We start from the raw sequence: 19,753 nt of genomic DNA on the forward strand, positions 1-19,753 counted from the left end.
CGCCGTTAAGAGCGGGCCGCCGGAAAACACGAGACTTAGCGCATAAGAAAGCAATGACGAGGCAAGCAACGTTTTTGCATTCGCTAAATCGCCCGACGCCTAGCCGCATCACCAACACTGCGCCCCGGCAAGTCCAGCACCCACGCTCGTGCCGCCCGCGCCAGCACTTCAAACGTCCAACACCGTTCCCGGCCGAAGCCAACTCGACACACAGGCCCACCTTAGCCCGACAAATAGTCAGCGAGCCGAAGCAGCATGGCGTCGCAGGCGCGTAATTGCTCGACGGTGAGGTACTCGTCGGGCTTGTGCCCCTGATCCATGCTTCCCGGCCCGCAGACCACGGTCGGTATGCCGGCCTGCTCAAACAAGCCGCCTTCCGTGCCGAACGCGACCGTGTCGAATGCTGTCGATCCCGCGAGAAGCGCCAACAGCCGCGCGGCCTCACCGTCGGGCGGCGTGGCGAGAGCTGGATAAGCCGACAACGGCTGCATGCTGATACCGGTATCAGGCTCCACTGCGCGCATCTTCGGCAGCAGTTGGGTCTCGGCGTAGGCCTGCAGGCGCTGCACGACCTCATTCGCATCGAAGCCGGGCAAGGCCCGCACTTCGAAGTCGAAATCGCATTCGGCGGGCACGATGTTAAGCGCACGGCCTCCTTTGATGACCCCCGTCTGCACCGTCGAGTAAGGCGGATTGAACCGTTCGTCGCGATGCTCCGGCTGTGCGAGTTCCTCGCCGATGTCGTCAAGGTAATTGATCATGCGCGCCGCGTATTGAATGGCGTTGACGCCATACGGCGCGTAAGCCGAATGACACGGCGCGCCTTTCACGCAACAGCGCACGGCGAGCTTGCCCTTGTGTCCGAGCACGGGCTTGAGCTCCGTCGGCTCGCCGATAAGACACAGCACGGGCTTGTGCTCCCGAAGCGCGAGTTGTGCAAGCATCGGACGTACGCCCAGACACCCGATTTCTTCGTCGTAAGAAAACGCGACATGCACGGGCATCTTCAAGTCACGTTCGACGAACGTCGGCACCGCTGCCAAGACGGATGCAAGAAAGCCCTTCATGTCCGCCGTGCCGCGTCCGTAAAGACGCCCTTCCTTTTCGACGAGTTCGAACGGATTGACGGTCCACGCCTGGCCATCCACAGGCACGACATCCGTATGTCCCGACAACGCAATGCCGCCACGATCGCGCGGGCCGATGGTCGCAAAGAGACTCGCCTTGGTGCGCTCGTCGTTATGGAAGAGTTCGCATTCGACGCCATATCCAGCAAGATAATCGCGAACGAACTCGATTAGCGCGAGATTCGAATCGCGGCTGACCGTCGCGAAGCCGATCAGCTTTTCGAGCAGCGCACGGCTTCGCATTTCATTCATCGCCCGGCACTCCGTAGCTCGGCGCGGCGGTGGGATTCAATGCGCGCGTCACATAGTCCTTCATCTGCGGCGCGTAGGCGGTCCACAAGTCGCGGAGCTTGCCGATTGGATCATCGTCGGCCCAATCCACACGCAAATCGACGATCGGCCAACTCAGATCGCTCACGATCTTCAGCGCGGCCGAATGCACGGGGCCCGCCTCCCCGCCCGCCGCCATGGCCGCTTGCATGGCGGCCAGCAAGCGACCCGCGAGCAGGCCGTCGGCTTGCGCGAATGCGGGTGGCATCGCGTCGATGACATGCGTGCCCGCCAGCATGTTGCCCGCCGCAACGCATTGATCGCCTGCCACTGCGTGATGCGTGCCGAGCGCTTCCTTACCGCTGAAAAAGGCGGTGCGCCCCTGCGCGTCGATGACCGTGACCTGCCGGTACTCGCGCCATTCATTCGCATCGAGCGCCTGTTTCAGGGCCTCCGATGGCCCGAGCCGCTTGTCCGCGAGAAGCTCGAGAATCTGCGGCCCGAGCGCGGGCAGCGTGACGTTTTGCGTCGCGACAGCACCGACGCCCGCGCGCAGCCACGGACAACGCGCGCCGACCGCGATGCTCGACGAACTGATCGCAATGCCGAGCTGTCCCGTTCTCTCACACCGACCGACGATAGAAAAAGTCATTAGCTATCCTTCACGATTAGCGCGTCCAGCCATCGGGAATAACGGCGATCACGTCGATCTCCATGAGCCATTGCGGCTGGCCCAGCGCAACGACGGTCAGCCCGGTCGAGATGGGAAACACGCCCTTGAGCCACTTGCCGACTTCCCTGTAGACCGGCTCGCGATAACGCACGTCGGTGAGGTACGTCGTCGTCTTGACGATGTGCGAAAGGTCGCTGCCCGCTTCTTCGAGCAACTGCTTTACATTCTTCATCGCCTGTTCGGCCTGCGCGCGCGCATCGCCGAGGCCTACGAGATTGCCATCGAAATCCGTGCCCACTTGCCCGCGCACATAGACGGTGTTGCCTGCGCGGACGGCCTGACAGAGATCGTTGTCGAGCGTCTGATTGGGGTACGTATCCTTCGTATTGAACATGCGGATACGCGTATGCGTCGGTTGGCTCATGAGTTCACCTGATACGTTCAGTTGGCTTGCACACTTTCTTCGTTCCGTGGCGCTTGCGCGTGACGATGCGGCGCGTCGTAGTACGCCTGATACTTGCGCTGCGTAACGATGTGATCCGCGACGTGTTTCGCGTCGTGCCACACGCCCCATATGAACGCGGAGCCGCGTCGCGAGAGCCACGGCAAGCCGAGAAAATAGATTCCCGGTTCCTTCGACACACCGCGCTGGTGCTTGGGCTTTCCTCTATCGTCGAAGGCATCGACCTGCAGCCAGCTGAAGTCGTTGACATAACCCGTCGCCCAGATAATCGAGGTTACGCCCGCTTGCGCCAGATTCAGTTCGAGCAGCGGATTCTTGAGGCAGTCGGGGTCGGGCGGGATCATGCGCGCTTCCGGCTCGGCAGGAAGATCGAGGCCATTGCGGGCGGCATACGCGTCGGCAGCGTCGAGCAGCGACAGATAATTTTCGTCGCCTCGCGCGATGTTTTCCGCGAGATCGTCGTTGAAGCGGGCCACGCCGTTCTCGAATGCTCTCGTCAGACCCACGAGCGTGATGCCTTGATGTGCAAGCCGGCGAAAGTCGACGGTTTGCCCGCCGCGTGCGCCGCTCACTGCGATAGTCACGTGTTCGCGGCCCGGCTTCATGACTTCGGCGTCCCACTCGCCGAGCACGCCGAGCCACCAGCAAAAGTCGCGTCCGCGATACGCGCGCGGCGGCCGATCGTGCGCGCCCACGGACAGATACACGGGTCGTCCCGCACGCTGCAGTTCATCGGCGATCTGCACGCCCGACGATCCCGCGCCCACCACCAGCACGCCGCCTGCGGGCAATTGCTGCGGATTGCGGTAGTCGGCGGAATGAATCTGCGTTAGCGAAGCATCTTGCGGTGCGATTGGCGGCATCACGGGCTTCTGGAACGGCCCGGTCGCAACGACGACGCGCTTTGCATCGATCACGCCATTCGACGTCTCCACAGTAAAGCCCGGACGTCCCACGTTGCGCGCGACCTTTTTCACTTCCACGCCGGTGTGTATGGGCGCATCGAACTTTCTTGCATAAGCGACGAAATAATCAGCGATTTCCTCTTTCGGCGCGAAGGCGTCGGGGGCGGTCTGCGCGAACTCGAGATTGGGAAAGCGATCGTGCCACGCGGGCCCGTTGGCCACGAGCGAGTCCCATCGACCCGTGCGCCAGCGTTCCGCGATGCGCGCGCGTTCCAGCACGAGATGCGGCACACCGTGCCGGGTCAAATGTTCGCTCATCGCGACGCCGGCCTGGCCTGCGCCGACCACGAGCGTGTCGATCGAAGTGGGGTCCATTGTCATGGCTGTGTCCTTCCGAGAGGCTCGTATGGCCGTTCCGATGCCGACAGAATCTACGCGCCGTGACCTGATCAATAAAATATTTTCAAAAAATGCATAGCATGGGATTTACCTATGCAGGCTTTTTTGTACGCCGCACAATGCGGTGCATTTAGGTTCTAGCGAGGACGCATTGCCGCGATGGAAAGTCATTCGTTACGCTACTCGCTGCGCCAGTTGCGCTACTTCGTGGTCGCGGCAGAAGCCTTGTCATTCACTGCAGCGGCCAGAAAGCTGCATATTTCGCAGCCTTCGATATCGACAGCGCTGGCGGACCTCGAAGTGTCCTTCGGTGTTCAGCTCTTCATCCGGCATCACGCGAGCGGCTTGTCGCTGACGCAGGCTGGTCGCGATCTTTTGGGGCAAGCGCGCAATCTGCTGAAGATCGCCGAAGAATTGCAGATGGCCGCAAAGGAACTGGATGGCGGTATGACCGGTTCCATTGCGCTCGGCTGCCTTGTTTCGCTCGCGCCGCCGCTCATGCCGGGCCTCATCAGCCGCTTCACGGCCGATCATGCGGGCATTGCGTTTCGCACGGTCGAAGGGAACCAGGATGTTCTGCTGCGCGGACTGCACGACGGCTCGCTGGATCTCGCGCTGACCTATAGCCTCGATCTCACCGAGGATATCGCCTTCACGCCGCTCTTGTCGTTGCCGCCTTACGCCATTCTGCCGCGCACGCATCGCCTGGCGCGCGCCCGCAAAATCTCACTGGCCGATCTGCTGCCCGAGCCATACGTCATGCTCGATCTGCCGCATAGCCGGGAGTATTTCGCCGCCCTCTTCGATGCGGTCGGCAACAGGCCAGTGCCCGCGTTCCGCTCGTCGCAGCCGGAAGTAGTGCGAGGCATGGTGGCAAACGGCCTCGGCTATAGCCTGCTCAACTTCCCGCTCAAATCGAACCGCACGGTGGACGGCGAAGAGTTCGTCATTAAGCGTTTCAAAGACAACGTGAACGCGACGATGCTCGGCATCGCGCAATCCCGCACCATGAAGCCGCGGCAGGTGGTTCACCGTTTCACTTCGTTCTGCGAGAACTACATACGGCGGCTGCGTATCGACGCATAACGCCCGTGCATAGGAAAAAGCTTTGCGCTGTATCCGAAAACAATATTTTGACTGGCATATTGGCTTGTTAGATTGAGTGCATGCCGGGTGCCTGCCAAGTGAAAAGGCGCTCCGGCTCACTGCACGAGGAAATCGTCATGGCCCATCTGCACGAGTTGATGAACGCATTGCGCGACGGATGCGATCGCCCGTTCAGTGACGCACGTGCGATGCCGCCCGGCGTCTATACGTCGGCGGAGTTCCTCGCGCTCGAAGAAGAGCACATTTTCTCGCGCGAATGGCAATGCGTCGGGCGCGCGAGCGCACTGAAAGCGCCCGGCGATTACCTCACTGCGCGCATCGCGGAACAGCCGGTCGTCGTCTTGCGAGACGAGCACATGCAGCTCAAGGCGATGTCCAACGTATGCCTGCATCGCATGTCTCTATTGCTCGAAGGACGCGGCAACGTGCGACGCATCGTGTGTCCATATCACGCGTGGAATTACTCGCTCGACGGCGCACTGAAGGGCGCGCCGCTGATGGATAGACAAGAAGGCTTCTGCAAGGAAAGCTATAAGTTGCCCGCCGTGCGATGTGAAGAATGGCAAGGCTGGATCTACGTGACGCTGGACCCGAACGCGCCACCCGTCAGCAAGCAGCTCGGTGAATTGGACGCGCTGATCGAAGCCTACGGCATGACTGATTACATCGAAACGTTCTATGAAGAGCATGTGTGGGACACCAACTGGAAGATCCTCGCCGAAAACTTCATGGAGAGCTATCACCTGCCCATGCTGCATCGCGCGACGGTAGGCCCGCATTCGCGGCTCGAAGAGATGGAATGTCCGCCGGGTCGCGCGGCGTTCAACTATCACTGGATCACTAAGGAAGCCTCGCTGCCCATCGGGAATGCGCACGCGGACAACACGCGCTTGTCCGGGCACTGGCGCAAGACGACCGCGCTGCTCGCCATTTACCCGACGCATCTGATCACGTTGACGCCCGGCTATTTCTGGTATCTCGTGCTTCAACCGCAGGGCGTCGGCCGCGTGCATATCCGTTTCGGCGGCGGCCTTGCGCCGGAGTTCATCGCCGATGCCGAAGCGAATGCGCACATGGCAACGCTCAAGAAGCTGCTCGACGAAGTGAACGCCGAAGACAAGCGCGGCGTCGAGGCCGTGTTTCGCGGCGTGCATGCGCCGCTGGCGAAGCCCGGGCACCTGAGCCATCTGGAACGCCCCAACTATGACTTCGCGCGGTATCTCGCGGGCAAGCTGAAACCGCAGTAAGAACGACAGGACGCCATCACGATGTCGAACCCTTCCTTCATCTCATTCGCGGGCGTGAGCAAATCGTACGACGGCGCAAATTACGTCGTCGAAGGCTTGAACCTCGACGTGCGCAAGGGAGAATTCCTGTCGTTGCTCGGGCCATCCGGCTCGGGCAAGACCACCACGCTGATGATGCTGGCCGGCTTCGAATCGCCGACGCAAGGCGAGATCCGGCTCGACGGCAAGCGGCTCGACGACAAGCCGCCGCATCGGCGCGACATCGGAATGGTGTTCCAGAACTACGCGCTGTTTCCGCATCTCACGATTGCGGAGAACGTGGCGTTTCCGCTTTCGGTGCGGCGCATGAGCCGTTCGGAGCAGAAGGCGCGAGTGAACCGCGCGCTCGAGATGATCGAATTGCCGCATCTGGCTGACAGAAGGCCCGCGCAGCTTTCGGGCGGGCAACAGCAGCGCGTCGCACTGGCGCGCGCGCTCGTGTTCGAACCGAGCGTCGTACTGATGGACGAACCGCTCGGCGCGCTCGACAAGCGCCTTCGCGAGACCATGCAATACGAAATCATGCGGCTGCACCGCGAGTTGGCTCTGACCATCGTCTATGTGACGCACGATCAGGCTGAGGCGCTGACCATGTCGGACCGCGTCGCCGTTTTCTCGGATGGGCGCATACAGCAAGCGGCCACGCCGAGCGAGCTCTATGAAAACGCGCAGAACGCGTTTGTCGCGAACTTCGTCGGCGAGAACAACGGCCTGACAGGGCGCGTCGTGAGTTGCGACGACACATGGGCGACGTTCGCGCTCTCCGACGGCAGCGTCATTCGCGGTCGATGCGAGACCGGCCTGCGCGTCGGCGACGAAGCCATGCTCGCGCTGCGCCCCGAGCGCGCGCATATCCCGAGCGCGGAAGGCTTGCATGTCGACGAACACGACAATGTCGTGCGCGCCCGCGTGGATGAACTGGTGTATTGCGGCGATCATCATCGTGTGCATCTGACGCTCGGCTCGCGCGACGCGATCGTCGTGAAGCTGCCCAATACGCAGCGTCATGCATTGCCGGCATCCGGGGAGATGATCGATGTCGCATGGCGTCACGACGACTGCAAGATTCTCGCGATGAGCGCCCCGCCTCGCGCCAGCGCGACCCATAGCCCGATTTCGCCAACCCCTTCTCTCATCACGACCGCACCCGCAGGAGCCAACTGACATGCGCACCCAACTCAAAGCACAATGCGCCGCACTCGCCCTACTCGCCTTCGGCACCGTGACGTCGCACGCGGCGCAGACGCTGAACGTGGTGACGTTCGGCGGCGCCTTCGAAGCCGCGGCCAAGAAGGCGTGGATGGACCCATTCACGCAGGCCACCGGCACGCAGTTCTCGCTCGAATCGTATGACGGCGGCCTCGCCAAGCTCTCCGCGATGGAACAGGCGAAGAACACGACATGGGACTTGATCGACCTCGAAACGAACGACGCAATCACCGCATGCGACGAAGGATTGCTCAAGAAGTTCGACAAGAAATCGCTCGGCAATACCAGCGACTTCATATCTGGCTCGCTGAGCGATTGCGCGGTCGCGAGCATGGTCTGGTCGACGGTCTATGCGTATGACACGAGCAAGCTCAAGAACGCGCCCTCCACGGTCAACGACTTCTTCGACACCGCGAAATTTCCCGGCAAACGCGGCCTTCGCAAGTCGCCGAAGGTGACGCTGGAGTGGGCGCTGATCGCCGATGGCGTCGATCCGAAGGACGTGTACAAGGTGCTCGGCACGTCCGCAGGCGTCGATCGCGCGTTCAAGAAGCTCGACACGATCAAGAAGGACATCGTGTGGTGGGAGTCGGGCGCGCAGGCGCCGCAGCTGCTCGCCGATGGCGCCGTCGTGATGGTGCAGGCCTATAACGGGCGCATCGACGATGCCGTGAAGAAGGACCACAAGCCGTTCAAATCCGTGTGGGATGCGCAGGTCTATGACTTCGAATGGTGGGGCATTCCGACCGGTGCGAAGAACGCTGATCTGGCGGCGAAGTTCATCGTGTCGCAGGCGCAGCCGAAAGCATCGGCGGACCTGTCGAAGTACATCGCCTATGCGCCGCCGCGCAAGGAAGCCGTTGCGCTCGTCGACAAGCAGCGCCTCGCCGACATGCCGACGGCGCCCGCCAACTTCAAGCGCGCCGTGCAGATCAACGCCGGCTTCTGGGCGGATAACGCAGACGCCATCAACAAGCGCTTCCAAGTTTGGCTGACTCAATAAGCGGCCGAGGCAGACGAGAGGACGAACATGCCCGCATTGATTCACGCCACGACCGGCGGCGCTCGTGCGGGCGCCGAAGGCCGCGCGTCGTATGACAAGGCGCAACGGCGCGCCTCTCTTCGGGCGCTTCTGCTCGCGTTGCCGCTGATCGTGTTTCTGCTGTCGACCTTCGTCGCGCCTATTGCGCTATTGCTCGCGCGCAGCGTGCAGAACCACGAAGTGCCGGACGGCATGCCCGCGCTCGCGCGCGCATTGAACGCATGGGACGGTCAGCGCGTGCCGGACGAACATACGTTCGCCCTCCTCGCAAGCGGCCTGAAGGAAGCACAGGCAAGCGGTCAGCTCGGTACCATCGCGCGGCGTCTGAACTTCGCGCAGCCGGAGTCTCGCAGCTTGCTGATGCGAACGGCGCGCCGACTTCACGACGACACGCCCAAAGCGTGGAAGCCTGCGCTGATCGATATCGACGAACGCTGGAATTCACCGGAAACATGGCGCTTGCTCAAGCGTGCCGCACAGTCCCCGACGCCAGACTATCTGCTGGCCGCCGTCGATGCGCAGGTCACGCCGCAAGGAACGATCGCGCCGTTGCCGGCCAACGCGTCCGTCTATCGCGAAGCCTTCGGACGCACCGTGTATATCAGCGCGACCGTCACGCTACTGTGTCTCGTGCTCGGCTATCCGGTCGCGTGGCTGCTCGCGAACCTGCCCGCGAAAACCAGCAATCGGCTGATGCTGTTCGTCATCGTGCCGTTCTGGACGTCGCTGCTCGTGCGCACGACCGCGTGGTATGTGCTGCTGCAACCGGGCGGCGTGATCAACAGCGTGCTGTCGGGACTGGGACTCGCAACGCATCCTGTGCCGCTCATCTTCAACCGAACGGGCGTGCTGATCGGCATGACGCATGTGCTTCTGCCCTACATGATCCTCGCGATCTACTCGGTGATGAAGAGCGTGTCGCCTGTTTATATGCGCGCTGCCAAGTCGCTCGGCGCGCATCCTTTCACCGCGTTCGTCCGCGTGTATGTGCCGCAGACGCTGCCGGGCGTCGGCGCCGGATGCTTTCTCGTCTTCGTCCTTGCGCTCGGTTACTACATCACGCCCGCGCTGCTCGGCGGCGCCGGCGATGAGATGATCAGCCAGCTCATCGCCATCCAGACGAACACGCAACTCAACTGGGGCCTTGCGGGCGCGCTGTCGGCCTATCTCGTGATCTTCACGGCGGTGTTCTATTTCCTGTTCAACCGCATTGTCGGCATCGACCGGCTGCGCTTCGGTTGAGTCGACCCATCCGGAGAACATCTCATGCAAGACAGACGCAACACCGTGCTGACGGAACGCATTGCAGCAGGCTGGGTGCGCCTGCATACCGCGCTCGTCCTCTTCTTTCTGATTGCGCCGATTCTCGCCATCATCCCGCTATCGTTTAATTCGGGTTCCTACTTTTCGTATCCGATGGAGGGCTTCTCGTTCCGATGGTATGAAAAGGCGCTGACGAGCGGTGACTGGCAGCGCGCGTTGTTGAACAGCATCGGGATCGGCGCGGCGTCGACGTTGATCGCCACGTGTCTCGGCACGCTTGCGGCGCTCGGCCTGTCGCGCTCGCAGTTTCCGTGGCGCTCGGTCATCATGCCCATCATCGTCTCGCCGATGATCGTGCCTATCGTCGTCGTCGCGGCCGGCTTCTATCTGATCTTCGCGCCGCTCGGGCTCGTGAATTCGTATCCCGGCGTGGTCCTCGCGCATGCCGCGCTCGGCACGCCGTTCGTCGTCATCACGGTGACGGCTTCGTTGCTCTCCTTCGATCAGAGCCTGTTGCGCGCCGCATCCGGCCTCGGCGCGACGCCGTGGATCGCGTTTCGTCGCGTCACGCTGCCGCTCATCACGCCTGCCGTCGCGACGGGAAGCGTGTTCGCGTTCGCGACATCGTTCGACGAGGTCATCGTGATCCTGTTCATCGGCGGCCCGGATCAGAAGACCGTGCCGCGTCAGATGTGGAGTGGGATTCGCGACGCCATCGACCCTTCCATTCTCGCGGTGGCGACGATGCTGATCGTCTTTGCCGTGCTGCTCTTCGCAAGCATCAACGTGTTGAGGGCGCGAGCCTCGGCTGCGAATCTCGCGCTCAAATGATCGGCGACGTCCGGGAAATGCGTCTGGCTTCATGCGGTGGCATCACGCCCGCGAGATCGACGCCGCAACGCCGCAACGCCGTGAACTGGCGCGCGTCGGCTACGGCGCCAGCGCGTCTGCTACTTCGTCGTTCCAATAGGCGGGAAGCGCGTTATAGGGATTCGATCCGGTCCGCGACGTTACGTACACGCTGCCTGCACCGTGCGTTTTCGCGTAGGACACGACAGTCTGCAGCTGCGCCGCACTCGCGTTGTAGATGATGTGCGTGAACCGGCTTCTCGGATAGTTCGCCTGCCAACTCATCGGCCGGTAGCTTCTATAGTCTTTCGCGTTGCCCTCGAAGACGACGAACGCGTCCGCCGTCGGCAACGTCGCATAAAGCTCGGGTATGTTCGTGCCCGGATTGCCTGTGACCGAATAGGTCTGCCCAAGTCCCTTGATGTAGTTGTAGATGGACTGGTAGAACTGAATGTGTGCGGTCCGACTGTCCGACGTCATTTCATCGATGAAGAATCCATCGACTTTATAGAACGCGACGTAGCTATTGATGTCGGCCACGACCGCCGAAAGCGGGCGTTTTGCGTACGACGTCGACACATATCCGATCACCTTACCGCCCGCTGCATGCAATCTGCTGACGGCAGCGGCGTAATTCGCATCTGCGCTCGTGCCGGGGCCGCTGTTCGGATTCAGGATCGCAGTCGTGGGTACCTTGCGCGCGGATGCCGCGAGGCTGGCCCAATTCGCCACGCTTTGAGTCGCGTTGAAATACGACGGCACGACGAGGCCGACCGAGTTACCGGCCGCGGCCGTACCGCCCGCCGCGAACGCCGCGCCACTCAGCGAAGCCGCTCCGAAACCCATCGCTAAGCGCGAATACACTCGATTGATCGACATTGCGCCTCCTGACGCGCCCATTGCACCGCCGTCGCTTGGCCTGCCGCAGAGACGGCGGGCAACTGCGAACTCACGGATATCAGGCGCGAGTCCGTTTAGTGTGGCGTAGCCGGATCGGTCCGGTTCTGCCTAATCCCGCATTAACGGCGCACCTCGGAGTTTCTTGAATGGACTGGGCGCGCGAGAGCTTGGCAAATCGCACAAGCGCGACAAGGCAATGCAGAGCCGCCGCTTATCGCAGCGGCGCAGTTTCGCTTCGTACTCGGGTTCGTGCATGACGGAGCTACTCGCGGTCTTCACGGTTAGCACGACATCAGTACGAGTCAGCGCGCGTGCCGGAAGCCTCGGTAAGCCTGCTATACGTCGCTGCTTCACATGGGCACGGACGCATACGGCTAGCGCGCCGAACGTCGGGAACGCGTCGACCAGCGATTCCAGCACTGGAACGTCGATGAACGGCCGTCATGCACGATCACCGGCCTCATCCACCGAGCTTACGGACGGTGGCGAACCGCCCGATAGTAAGCGGTTCGCTATTCGACACGCGAGCTCGGCAATGAGGCCCGGAGATGCTGCCGCGACAACGCACGACCTGACGAACGCTCTTCTCGTTCGTCAGGAAACGCAAGCAGCGGGACCCCGAGCTTAGCCAACCTTGGGATTCACGACCGTGACCTTCGGGGCGTTGCTGTCCCAGTTGGTCAGATACCAATTCTTCTTCCACACCGGGTTCGTGCTGGTGATCGCGCCCGTAACGACGCAGCCGTTCAGCCTGCAGCCGCCGACGGCAAACGAATCGCTCGTGCAGGTGTCGGTATGGTTCGTGATCTGGATGTCGACGTTCTTCGAGACCGACCCGGGGAACGCGCCGAGATAGACCAGAATGCCGCCGCCGGAGCAACCGCGAGTCGTCGGGCTGACGATCTTGATGGCCTGCAGCACGGCATTGTTGTCGTTCGGCTCGATGTCGAGACCATACGCCGGCGCCGTTCCCGAGATGTTTTCCCACAGCGGGTTCGTGAACGTGATTCCGCTGCCGGACGTAATCGTCGCGCCTTGACGGCGGCAGCCGTTCGCGTGATGGCCGCTGATCGACACGTTCGAGCTCGGCTTGTTCGAGCCGCTCTGGCTATTGCCGATGTAGATGCCGTCGCCCCAGCAGTTGATGGTCGTCGGGTCCGTGATCGTGACGCCGGTGGCGCCGTTGATCGAGATGCCCATGCCCCATTCGCCCGAACCGGCGGAGTTCAGTTCCTTGCTGCCGTCGAGGTACGGTGCTTCGATGTTCACGTTGCTCACGTCCCACACGCGCATCATCTGATACGTGCCGGTGTTGTGCGACAGCATCTTGATGGACGCGCCCGGCGCGAAGCGGATATGCGTGTTCGAGCGCAGCGTGAGACCGGTCGTGTCGATGCGGCTCTTGCCCGTGATGAGCAGAATCTGGCCGACCGAGCCGTCGATCGCAGCCTGCAGCGCCGCGCGATCGTTGGTCGTGCCGTCGCCCTTCACGCCGAACGACTTGTCTTGCAGCACGCCGGCCGTGCTGCTGTTGCTGGCGCCTTGCGAGCCGGTGGTGCCGCGAGGGTCTGCGGTGCCAAGGTTCTGCCACGGCGAAGTTCCGCTCTTGAACCAGTTGCCCGCCGAGTTTTTGCCGTAGACGGCGCCGTTGTAGTACAGGAGCGTGGTGTAGGCGAGCGGCGAGCCGGTGGGCATCGTTACGCCGTTGCGAGTCGCGTGGCCACCGACGAGGGTCCAGATGGCGCCCGAACTATCGGTGATGGACGCCGCAGGCGGAATAACCGTTCCGCTCGATGATGCGGCCTTCGCGACGGCCGCGGTATCGGCCACGTCGCCCATCGCTTCGCTGCCGCCGCCGCATGCGGCCAAGGCTGCGCTACCGGCGCCCGCCACCAAGTACGACAGGAAGTTTCTACGCGTAAGGGGCGCGTTGAGCGGCGCGGATGCGTTGAAAGAGGAAGTTTCGTTTTGAACTTTAAATAGACGATTAGACGACACGGACAAATTTTCACGTTTGCTTAGGGGAGGCCGAAGTATAGGGTCCCAAAGCGACCGAAAGACGTTTCTGAACGTAACAGTCGGAAGAAAGCAAAGGCTGGTTTCTGGTCATACCGTAGGGAGAAATAATTTTGCGAAATCGTTTGAATTTCGCGCATACTTTAAACGTCATTTATCAGAGGAATCCTGCCTAATCAGTATTTTTCGCCACGTTTCCAAAGGCGGTGTGACGCTTCGTTGTAGATATTTCCGAAGGCGTGATCGGCGCGTCGTATTAGGCCGTCCGTTCGTTCAGGAATCCGCAATGTTTGGCGTAACTACATAATTTCACGGGGGTTTTCTGGTGCTCTCGCATCGGTACGGTTCGTAGAAATTCCCGGATCAGTGCGCCGCACGCATAGCAGCGCTAAAGCGCTGATGTGGAACCGATTCAGAGAACTGAGATGAGCGACCGAGTCCGCAGAGGCATGTCGGTGCTAAACGGCTACTCGATTGATATGGGTGCCGCATCAGGAGGCGTTATAGCCGTGGCGGAAGCCGAGCGAAGTCGAAACGTCCTGTTTTCCCGCAGGAGCTTCGCGATGAAATGATTAGAAGAACCTACGGTAGGAACGCCGAGCAAGTCGCAACCGACCGTTCTGATTACGTCGATTACGGAAAGCAAAACACCTTGCGACTCAGCGCGAGAGTCGCGGATTCAGCATGAGCGAAGGGGAAGGCACTGCTGGTTGCGGAAGCGAACTACCGCAATGGGTAGCGCCCCCGCTCGTTCGAGCTTCGTCGTATGTACTCAATGCGGTCGCGAGGCTTGCGCATCAATGCTCGTGCGCGCCGGAAGCCGACCGCAGCAGGTCCGCGAGCTTTTCGTTTTCGTCGATGCGCGCCTGTTCGACCGCCACGTCCGCTTCGTTGCCCGCGCGTTGCGCCCACTGCTGCCGCTCGCGCGCGAAGATGATTCGCTCATGCACGGCGCGCAGCGCGCTCCAGATCGCGTCGTCGGCCTTCTGTGCGGTTGCGTCCTCGAGCGACAACACTGAAAACGCATGTCCGGTATGGCACCGGTAGCGCAAAGGCCGGTCATCGTTCAGCCGCCAAAGCGTGCCGTTGCAACTGGGACACGTCAGCGCGGAACGCTGACCGATCTCATCGAGCACCTGGGGTGCAACGAGCCCGCTTTCAGCGATTTGCGCCTCACGATCGAGGTCAGGCCGGTTCGTCATGGGATGCTCCTTGCGCCGCTTTGCCCCGTTGACGGCTGCACGCAGGACGGCCGTAAGCTCGTCCAGCTTGGCGACGACGTCCACGCCCCCGGCGGCGATCGCACTGCGCGGCATCGATGGCGCCTCGCAGTCATCCGGATCTTGAGCCACGCCATATCCGCCGCGCGCACGAACCGACGCGAGTCCTGCGGCGCCGTCGTCCAGATCGCCGCTAAGCACGACGCCCACCACCCGGCTTCGATACTCGACGGCGGCCGACCTGAAGAGCGGATCGGCGGCGGGCCGTGCGAAGTTCTCGGTGGCGGTATCGAGAAGGCACAACTTGCCGTCGCGCAAGACCATGTGGCGATCGGGGGGCGCCACGTAAATTCTGCCACGCTGCACCGCCTCTCCATGCTTCGGGTGGCACGCCTTGTTGGAGCCCCAGCGCGTCAACAGCTCGGGCAAGATGCTGTGATGCCGGCCGATATGAAGAACGATACAGATGGTCGCGTCCAGATCGGGAGGCAACTGTGTCACGAGCAACTTGAGGACGGGAAGCCCGCCGCGAGACGCCGCAATGACAACCATATCTCGATGTTCCATAGCGCCTCCGTCAGATCCGGCTAGCATTTCTTGCGCCTGTCCTCGTGCTTCGCGACGAGCCGCCACGGCCCGTGTGTCGTGCAAGAGCTGCAGTCTTCGTTGGCGATCAGGACCGTTCGCCTTGGTATCGCGTCTTTCCAACAGGCCGGAACTGCTTGGCGAAGACCCGGCGAGGGCGAGACTTAGCCGGTAATCTGGCTTCGCTGATCGGGCGTAAGAACGCCGAGCGCAATCAGCAATTGCGGGAAATCCAGCGGTTTTGCCAGATGCACGTCGTAGCCGGCTTCGTGCGCGCCTTGAACATCCGGGTAGCGGTCGTGTCCACTCAGCGCGATGCAGCGCAGCCCCGCCCATTGCGGATTCGCGCGGATCCTGCGCATCATTTCATAGCCGTTCATTCCCGGGAGGTCGATGTCCGACACGACCGCATCGATCGGCGTTTCCGCGAGGATCTGCAGCGCTTTCGCCGCGTCCGTGGCCGCTTGCACGACGGCGCCTTCCAGTTCGAGCAGCGTGGTTAACGAAGCGCCGGTTTCCATGTCGTCTTCGATGAGAAGAATCCGCAGTCCCGCGATGCTGACGACCTCTTCGATGGCGACGTCGGCCGGTGCGGGAGCGTCTGCCGCCGGCAGCCACACCGACATCGTCGTACCTTTGCCCGGGCCTTCCGACGCCGCCGCGACTCTGCCGCCATGCTTCTCGACCAGTTGTTTGACGAGCGCGAGGCCGATGCCCAGACCGCCGCGGACACGGTCGCGCGGGCCCTGGCGGAACATGTCGAACACGAATCCGACCAGCGATGCGTCGATGCCCTGCCCATCGTCGGCGACGTCGATGCGCAGCATCTCGCCTTCCTGCGACAGACTCAGACTCACATGCCCGCCTGCGTGCGTGAACTTGAGCGCGTTAGACACGAGGTTCCAGATAATCTGCTCGCAGCGGACGGGATCGGCGAGCGCAATGGCCGGTCCTTCCGGCAAGCGGGCGTCGAGCGAGATGCCGCGCGCACCGGCGTCCTCCTCGCAGGCATCCGCGATACTGTTCAGCATCGCCGACAGGTCGACGCGCTCGACTTCGAGCGCGAGCTTGCCCGTCTGGATGCGTGACCAGTCGAGCAGATCGTCGATGATCTGCGCCTGACTGCGCACCGCCTGCTTGATCGACAGCGCTGCCTCCCGCACCGCGGCGATGTGCCGGACTTCCGGCAAGCGCGGCAGCATCTCCGACTTCACGCCGATCAGATTGAGCGGATGCTTGAGCTCGTGCGAGAGCACTGCAATGAATTCGTCTTTGAGCTGATTAGCGCTCAACGCCTGTTCGCGCGCCGTCTGTTCCTGCTCCAGCGCCTCGCGGCTCGCGTCCTCGCGCAGCTTGCGCTCGGTCAGATCGCGGACGATCTTCCCGAAGCCGCTGAACGATGCGTCCGAAATCGGCGTGACGACACCGCTGCAATAGATGCGCCGGCCGTCGCGCGTGCGATGCCAGCGTTCGTCGTCGGCGCGGCCTTCCTTGAGCGCCGTTTCCCGCTCGCGCGCGGGGACTAACGCGTGCCGGTCGTTGGGCTCATAGAGCATTTCGATGTCCCGGCCGAGCACTTCGTCTTCCGTGTAGCCGAAGATCCGCTCCGCACCCGCGTTCCAGCTCACGATCAAGCCGGCGCGGTCCTGGATGATGATCGCGTAGTCCTTGGTGGATTGCGCGACCAGACGCAGCCTTTGTTCGTTTGCGTGCGCCACCTCTTCGGCCTGGTGGCGGTCGGTGATGTCGATGAGCGTGATCACCGCGCCGTCGATATGATCGTCCGCGGTCCGGTACGGCAACAGGCGCATGAGATACCAGCGGCCCGTTTCGCTCTGAATCTCGCGTTCGGTCAGCCGCAAGGACTGAAACGACTGCCGCACGTCGTCGGCGAGTGTCGGATAGCGCAGCGAATGCGTGATGTGAAACAGCGACCGCCCAATGTCGCTATCGATGAGGTTGAAGATAGCCGTTGCGTTCGGCGTAAAGCGCTTGACGCGAATCTCCTTGTCGACGAACACGGTCGCGATCTCGCTCGACTCGATGATGTTGTGCAAGTCGTCGTTGGCCTTCGCGGTGTCCTCGATGCGGGCCTGCATCTCTGCGTTCGCGGTGGTCAATTCTTCATTCACCGACTGCAGTTCTTCCTTGCTGCTTTCGAGTTCCTCGCTCGTCGAGCGCAGTTCTTCGTTGATCGCCTGCAACTCTTCGTTCGAAGCCTTCAGTTCCTCCACCGACGTTTCATACTGTTCGATGATGGTCGCCAGTTGTTCGCGGCTGTGCTGCAACTCCTGTTCGAGTTGCGCGAGCACCGGGTCCTGTCCGGCGGATTCGGCCTGCTCTTCGTCGGTCATGCGCGCCGCGACCTCGTCGAACACGATCAGCATGAATTCGGCGTTGGCGACCTTGTCGTGAAACGGCCGAACGGTCATGTTGATCCACGAATCGCGCGGTTCGTGAACCCATTTGACCCTGCGCGCCTCGACGCTCGCGCCGGTCTGCATCGCACGGAAAATCGCCGTGCGCAGATCGAGACGCAAGTCCGGCAGCACCAGCGACATGATGTTGCTCGACAGTTCGCCGCCCGGATGGCGCAGGAAGCGGCCCGCGTTGTCCGACAGATGCACGACGTTCGAGTCGCGGTCGACTATCACGCTCGGCGGCGAATAGGTTTCCAGCGCGCGCTGATGCAACTCCGTGAACGAGAAGCTGCGCTGCGCAGGACTTGCCGGCGCTCGCAGCGGCGTGGCCGGCGCGGCACGCTCGGCGGTCTCCTGCTGGAACAGCGGCGGAAAGCCAACCGGCGACTTCCCACGATGTGCAACCGCGCGGGCGCGGTAGATGCGCCATTTCTTGTCCACGACGACGAAGAGGTCGTCGGCGGCGTCGGCTGATTCCGCCGTGCCGAGGAAAAGAAACCCGTTCGGCCGCAACGCGAAGTGGAACATCTCGAGAATCTGCCGCTGCACCGCACGCTCGAGGTAAATGAGCACGTTGCGGCACGAAATCAGGTCGAGGTGCGAGAACGGCGGATCGCGCAGCAGGCTATGCGGCGCGAAGAGAATGCGCTCGCGCACGGACTTGGCGATGACATAATGCCCACCCTCGCGCATGAAGTAGCGCTGCAACAGCGCAGGCGGAACGTCGTTTGCCACGGTGAGCGGATAGGAGCCCGTTCGCGCGCGATAGATCGCGGCTTCGTCGATGTCGGTGGCGAAGACCTGGATGGAGCGGTTCGAGCCCGCTGCATCGCGTGCCTGCGCCAGTTGCAGCGAGATGGAATACGCTTCTTCGCCCGTGGCGCAACCCGCGACCCACACACGCACCTGGCCCTCGCCTGGCTCGTCCGCGAAGAACGTCGAGATCACTTCCCGTTCGAGATAGTCGAACGCGTCGCGGTCACGGAAGAACTGCGTCACGCCGATGAGCATGTCGCCGAGCAGCGCGTTCGCTTCGTCGGGCGTCGCGCGCAGATAGTCGCGGTATGCCATCAGATTGCGCTGTCCGTTCACTTGCATGCGCCGCTCGATACGCCGCAGCACCGTGGCGCGCTTGTAGAGCCGGAAATCGTGGCCCGTGCGCACCCGCAGATGCATCAGAACGTCGGACAGCGCGCGGTCGGGGTCGTTGGCGAGGGGCTTGGCATCCTCTTTCCCTCTCTCCGCGACTTCCAGCGTCTGCATGTCGATGCGCTGTTTGTTCGCCCACAGGTCAAGCAGCTTCTGCGGCATTTCCGACGCGGGCAACACGATGTCGACCTGGCCTCTTGCGATTGCGTTCTGAGGCATTTCCGCGTGCTCGGCGTCGCTCGGAGTCTGCGCGAGGGTGATTCCGCCCGCTTCCTTGATGCAGATGAGACCTGCTGCGCCATCCGACCCCGCACCGGACATCACGATACCGATCGCATGCTGCTCGTGAGCGTCCGCGAGCGTCCGGAAAAAGTGGTCGATGGTGAACGGCGGGCTCTCGGATAGGTCGCGCTCAGTGGCTCTGATACACCCGTCCGACATCTCGAGCCGCTTGCCCGGCGCGATCACATAGACATGGTTGCTCTCCAGCGGCAGCGTGGATGTGACCTGCCGCACCGGCATGCCGGTGGTGCGCTGCAGGATTTCATCGACATGGCTCGTCCGTTCCGCCGCGAGGTGCACGACGATGACGAACGCCATCCCCATGTCGGTTGGCGCATTTTCGAAGAAAACCTGCAAGGCTTCGACGGCGCCTGCCGACGCACCGATACCGACTACTGGAAAACGCAAGTCGCTCTTGACCGTGTTCGTTGGACCCGTCGCTCGCTGAAGTGTCGACTTCGGTTTTGCCACTGCGCCTCTCCTCGTTTCATGCGCGGCTGCTTGATCCACGGCGAATGCCGAACTGTGTACTGCGCACCTATTGCAAGGTCCGGTGCGCTACAGCACGTATTGTAGGGCAGCAGTTGC

14 protein-coding genes are annotated in these 19,753 nt (G+C 62.2%); 6 read left to right on the forward strand and 8 right to left on the reverse strand.

What is annotated here, in order from left to right:
- Positions 1 to 221: 221 nt before the first annotated feature.
- From argE to P9239_RS23075, 4 genes are read right to left on the reverse strand one after another with little or no spacing between them, the layout of a single operon-like run.
- Positions 222 to 1,379 carry an acetylornithine deacetylase gene (gene argE, locus P9239_RS23060; protein ID WP_309755348.1) on the reverse strand — a complete coding sequence of 386 codons (1,158 nt, stop codon included), beginning with the start codon at positions 1,377 to 1,379 and terminating at the stop codon, positions 222 to 224.
- On the reverse strand, positions 1,372 to 2,049 hold the full coding sequence (locus P9239_RS23065; protein ID WP_309755350.1) for a DUF1028 domain-containing protein: 678 nt from the start codon (positions 2,047 to 2,049) through the stop codon (positions 1,372 to 1,374). The genes argE and P9239_RS23065 overlap by 8 nt, the downstream gene beginning before the upstream one ends.
- A gap of 16 nt (positions 2,050 to 2,065) precedes the next feature.
- Positions 2,066 to 2,494, reverse strand: coding sequence for a RidA family protein (locus P9239_RS23070; RefSeq protein ID WP_309755352.1), 429 nt, complete (start codon positions 2,492 to 2,494; stop codon positions 2,066 to 2,068).
- Between the two features lie 17 nt (positions 2,495 to 2,511).
- Positions 2,512 to 3,819 (reverse strand): NAD(P)/FAD-dependent oxidoreductase, encoded by a 1,308-nt coding sequence (locus P9239_RS23075; RefSeq protein ID WP_309755354.1) that lies wholly within the window; start codon positions 3,817 to 3,819, stop codon positions 2,512 to 2,514.
- Positions 3,820 to 3,996: 177 nt separating this feature from the next.
- Here P9239_RS23075 and P9239_RS23080 point away from each other — a divergent pair, with 177 nt between their 5' ends.
- The 6 genes from P9239_RS23080 (at position 3,997) to P9239_RS23105 (ending at position 10,575) form a co-directional block, all read left to right on the forward strand.
- Entirely contained in the window at positions 3,997 to 4,923 is a 927-nt protein-coding gene (locus tag P9239_RS23080) for a LysR family transcriptional regulator (protein ID WP_309755356.1), read from the forward strand.
- 137 nt (positions 4,924 to 5,060) lie between these two features.
- Entirely contained in the window at positions 5,061 to 6,191 is a 1,131-nt protein-coding gene (locus P9239_RS23085; RefSeq protein WP_309755357.1) for an SRPBCC family protein, read from the forward strand.
- Positions 6,192 to 6,212: 21 nt separating this feature from the next.
- Entirely contained in the window at positions 6,213 to 7,394 is a 1,182-nt protein-coding gene (locus P9239_RS23090) for an ABC transporter ATP-binding protein (RefSeq protein WP_309755359.1), read from the forward strand.
- A gap of 1 nt (position 7,395) precedes the next feature.
- Positions 7,396 to 8,442 carry an ABC transporter substrate-binding protein gene (locus tag P9239_RS23095; protein WP_309755361.1) on the forward strand — a complete coding sequence of 349 codons (1,047 nt, stop codon included), beginning with the start codon at positions 7,396 to 7,398 and terminating at the stop codon, positions 8,440 to 8,442.
- A 27-nt stretch (positions 8,443 to 8,469) separates the two neighbouring features.
- Positions 8,470 to 9,723 (forward strand): ABC transporter permease, encoded by a 1,254-nt coding sequence (locus P9239_RS23100; protein ID WP_309755364.1) that lies wholly within the window; start codon positions 8,470 to 8,472, stop codon positions 9,721 to 9,723.
- 24 nt (positions 9,724 to 9,747) lie between these two features.
- Positions 9,748 to 10,575: an ABC transporter permease gene (locus P9239_RS23105; RefSeq protein WP_309755366.1), complete on the forward strand. Its 828-nt coding sequence runs from the start codon at positions 9,748 to 9,750 to the stop codon at positions 10,573 to 10,575.
- Positions 10,576 to 10,674: 99 nt separating this feature from the next.
- Here P9239_RS23105 and P9239_RS23110 read toward each other — a convergent pair whose 3' ends face one another.
- The 4 genes from P9239_RS23110 to P9239_RS23125 all read right to left on the reverse strand — a co-directional run bounded on the left by P9239_RS23110 (position 10,675) and on the right by P9239_RS23125 (position 19,636).
- The gene (locus P9239_RS23110; RefSeq protein WP_309755369.1) at positions 10,675 to 11,472 is read right to left on the reverse strand and encodes a spherulation-specific family 4 protein; all 798 of its coding nucleotides are present in this window, start codon (positions 11,470 to 11,472) and stop codon (positions 10,675 to 10,677) included.
- A 645-nt stretch (positions 11,473 to 12,117) separates the two neighbouring features.
- Entirely contained in the window at positions 12,118 to 13,362 is a 1,245-nt protein-coding gene (locus P9239_RS23115) for a hypothetical protein (protein ID WP_309755371.1), read from the reverse strand.
- 944 nt (positions 13,363 to 14,306) lie between these two features.
- On the reverse strand, positions 14,307 to 15,296 hold the full coding sequence (locus tag P9239_RS23120; protein ID WP_309755374.1) for a chemotaxis protein CheB: 990 nt from the start codon (positions 15,294 to 15,296) through the stop codon (positions 14,307 to 14,309).
- Between the two features lie 182 nt (positions 15,297 to 15,478).
- On the reverse strand, positions 15,479 to 19,636 hold the full coding sequence (locus tag P9239_RS23125) for a CheR family methyltransferase (RefSeq protein ID WP_309755377.1): 4,158 nt from the start codon (positions 19,634 to 19,636) through the stop codon (positions 15,479 to 15,481).
- Between the last annotated feature and the right edge of the window lie 117 nt (positions 19,637 to 19,753).

Origin of the sequence: Caballeronia sp. LZ062 (assembly GCF_031450785.1) — a bacterium.
In the GTDB taxonomy this organism is placed as follows: domain Bacteria; phylum Pseudomonadota; class Gammaproteobacteria; order Burkholderiales; family Burkholderiaceae; genus Caballeronia.